Origin of the sequence: Bradyrhizobium sp. (assembly GCF_030697065.1) — a bacterium.
GTDB lineage: Bacteria > Pseudomonadota > Alphaproteobacteria > Rhizobiales > Xanthobacteraceae > Bradyrhizobium.
The window spans coordinates 1-2,901 of the sequence record NZ_JAUYQU010000054.1; the positions used below are offsets into that span (position 1 = coordinate 1).

Below are 2,901 nucleotides of genomic sequence, written 5' to 3' on the forward strand. Positions count from 1 at the left end.
CGAGAGGAAGGTAATGCTGCAAGATGCCGGACATCGGCGGAGCCCTTTTCCACGGTTTCTGGAGCCGCAGATTCGTTAATTGGAATTGTTCTGAGGCTTCGCGCAGCGCAACAAGGCGCGCAAGACAAGCTCATTCCATGCCTCTGCCGGCCGCTACATGCGGCGGGATAACTCGGAAAGGCGACTCGTGCCGACGTTCCCGCCGAGGTTCGGTTGCCAGGTCTCGTCAGGCAAAATCTCCATGAGCGGACGGCGCGTGCCTTCGGCGAGGCACGGCCAGCCCACCTTCCCGCCAGCGGTTACCCCGAAATCCCCCGGAAATGTCGACGAAACCATTTTGGGGAACCCACGAAACGATCCGGAAACAGTCCGAGCGTACTCATCTGCCCAACGACGCGGCGGCAAAGTCGCCCTGGAGGCTCAGATGAACCACTCAATTCATTCGGCGGACCGTTCCACCCATCTCAAGATCGTGGTCGTCGCCCTCGTGGCCGGCATCATGGTAACGGCTTTGGGGATCTCCGCGCGGACCACCACGGATTTGAGCCAGACCGCTCAGGTCGTGAAGGCCGGCAAGCCGATCACCGTGACCAGTTCCAACGCATCGCTGGTCCGCTAACCGCGCCCGGAACTCCAGAGCTCTGGATTTCCAGGGGAATATCGCAACAGGTCGCCTCGGGGCGGCCTTTTTGCGTTTGGAGCTGTTTTGGGAAAATGAAGCCATCCAGCGATCACTGGCGCGAGAGACGGGACTCGAACCCGCGGCCTCCGCCGTGACAGGGCGGCGCTCTAACCAACTGAGCTACTCCCGCGGATGCCGTGATCTCGGACTGATCCGCTTCGAAGGGACGGCATAAAGGCGCGTTCCTTCCAAGTCAAGGTTGTTGCGAATCCCCCCGCCAGTCGGGCGTTTTTGCGATGTCGATGCAAAATAGCGCCTGTTTGCAGGCAAAACAGCGTAGTCAGTTTGTCACCGAATCGTTTAAGGCCTGATACGTCTCAGTTTCCAGCGCATCCACAACGAGGAGGGCCAAATATGGCGAAGAAGGCAGCGGCACCGACCACCGTCACGCTCAAGCATTTGGCGGCGGCGATCGCCGAAGAACAGGAAATGTCCAAGAAGCAGGCGGAAGCCATTCTGAGCGACCTGGTCGGCCGCATCACCAAGCATCTCAAGAAGGGCGAGCGCATCCGTATCGTCGGCCTCGGCATCCTCCAGGTGCGCAAGCGCGCCGCCCGCATGGGCCGCAACCCCGCCACCGGCGAAGCGATCCAGATCAAGGCCAGCAAGAAGGTTGCCTTCCGCGCGGCCAAGGAGCTGAAGGAAGCCGTCTGATGGACGCGTTTTCCCGCACCTGACCTGGCGTCATTCCGGGCGCGGCCGACCCGGCCCCGGAATGGCGTTTCGGCGTTCTATCCAGCTTTCCCGGCCTGAGGCGGTTCTGATCGTGGTCTTGCCCATCGGCTTCACCCATACCGTGACCGAGCGCTTCCTGCGCTACGTGGCGATCGACACCCAGTCCGACCCGACCTCCCCCACCTGCCCCTCGACCGAAAAACAGAAAGACTTAGGCAGGCTGCTGGCCGGCGAGTTGCAAGCGATGGGCCTCGCCGACGCCCATCTCGACGCGCACGGCTACGTCTACGCGACGATCCCGGCCAATACCGACAGGCAGGTGCCGGTGATCTGCTTCTGCTCGCACATGGACACATCGCCCGATTGCACCGGCAAGGACGTCAGGCCGCAGATCGTCAGGAACTACCGCGGCGGCGACATCGTGCTGCCCGGCGATCCCACCCAGGTGATTCGGGCCGCTGAACACCCCGCGCTGAAGGATCAGATCGGCCACGACATCGTCACCTCGGACGGCACCACCCTGCTCGGGGCTGACAACAAGGCCGGGCTGGCCGAAATCATGGATGCCGCGCTGTTCCTGGTGAACAACCCGCAGATCAGGCATGGCGCCATAAAAATCCTGTTCACGCCCGACGAGGAGATCGGACGCGGCGTCGACAGGGCCGACCTGAAAAAACTCGGCGCCGATTTCGCCTACACGATGGACGGCGAAACCGCGGGGAATATCGAGGACGAGACCTTCTCCGCCGACGGCGCCACCATCACCATCGAAGGCGTCAGCACCCATCCCGGCTTCGCCAAGGGCAGGATGGAGCACGCCATCAAGATCGCGGCCGCTATCATCGAGCGGCTGCCCAAAGACACATGCTCGCCGGAGACCACCGAGGGCCGGCAGGGTTTTCTTCATCCGATCGGCATTTCAGGCGCGCTGGAGCAAGCCACCATCGGCTTCATCGTGCGCGACTTCACCGACGCGGGTCTCAAGGCGAAGGAAGCCTTGCTGGAAAACATCGTCCAGGACGTGATGAAGGACTATCCGCATTCGACCTACCGGCTGGAGATCAAGCCGCAATACCGCAACATGAAGCAGGTGATCGACCGTCATCCCGAGATCATCGACAACGCCATGGAAGCGATCCGCCGCACCGGCCTCACGCCGGTGAGGACTTCCATCCGCGGCGGCACCGACGGCTCGCGGCTGTCGTTCATGGGACTGCCCTGCCCCAACATCTTTGCCGGCGAGCACGCGTTCCATTCGCGGTTGGAATGGGTCAGCGTGCAGGACATGGAAAAGGCCGCGCAGACCATCGTGCATCTGGCGATGATTTTTGAGGAGCGGGCCTGACCAAGGGCCCGGACTCAAAATATCGAAAACAACCCCATGCAACGAAAAGACAACCCTACGATAATACCTTTTCAGGCCGGCGCGACGCTCAGGAAGCCCTCGCCGTCACCATCCAGATCGAGCCGCCCAGCCGCACCTGCTGCCCGCTGGCGAACGGCGCCAGCGCCTCGCGGATCGAACCCTTCGCGGCGTCGCGCAC

The 2,901-nt window shown here is 62.3% G+C and carries 3 protein-coding genes and 1 tRNA gene; 3 read left to right on the forward strand and 1 reads right to left on the reverse strand.

Features of this window, described 5'->3' with window-relative positions; translation table 11 throughout:
* Positions 1–424: 424 nt before the first annotated feature.
* The gene (locus Q8R73_RS03655) at positions 425–619 is read left to right on the forward strand and encodes a hypothetical protein (RefSeq protein WP_305718175.1); all 195 of its coding nucleotides are present in this window, start codon (positions 425–427) and stop codon (positions 617–619) included.
* A 116-nt stretch (positions 620–735) separates the two neighbouring features.
* On the opposite strand, the gene Q8R73_RS03660 is transcribed toward Q8R73_RS03655, so the two are convergent.
* A tRNA-Asp gene (locus tag Q8R73_RS03660) sits at positions 736–812 on the reverse strand.
* A gap of 224 nt (positions 813–1,036) precedes the next feature.
* On the opposite strand from Q8R73_RS03660, the gene Q8R73_RS03665 reads away from it, so the two are divergent.
* Both Q8R73_RS03665 and pepT read left to right on the forward strand, forming a co-directional pair.
* Entirely contained in the window at positions 1,037–1,336 is a 300-nt protein-coding gene (locus Q8R73_RS03665) for an HU family DNA-binding protein (protein ID WP_305718176.1), read from the forward strand.
* A gap of 112 nt (positions 1,337–1,448) precedes the next feature.
* The gene (gene pepT / locus Q8R73_RS03670; RefSeq protein WP_371126025.1) at positions 1,449–2,702 is read left to right on the forward strand and encodes a peptidase T; all 1,254 of its coding nucleotides are present in this window, start codon (positions 1,449–1,451) and stop codon (positions 2,700–2,702) included.
* Positions 2,703–2,901 lie beyond the last annotated feature (199 nt).

What these genes read in the sequence shown, in the direction of transcription:
- Q8R73_RS03655 (WP_305718175.1), top strand. Translation starts at nt 425, where the DNA reads ATGAACCACTCAATTCATTCGGCGGACCGTTCCACCCATCTCAAGATC.
- Q8R73_RS03665 (WP_305718176.1), top strand. Translation starts at nt 1,037, where the DNA reads ATGGCGAAGAAGGCAGCGGCACCGACCACCGTCACGCTCAAGCATTTG.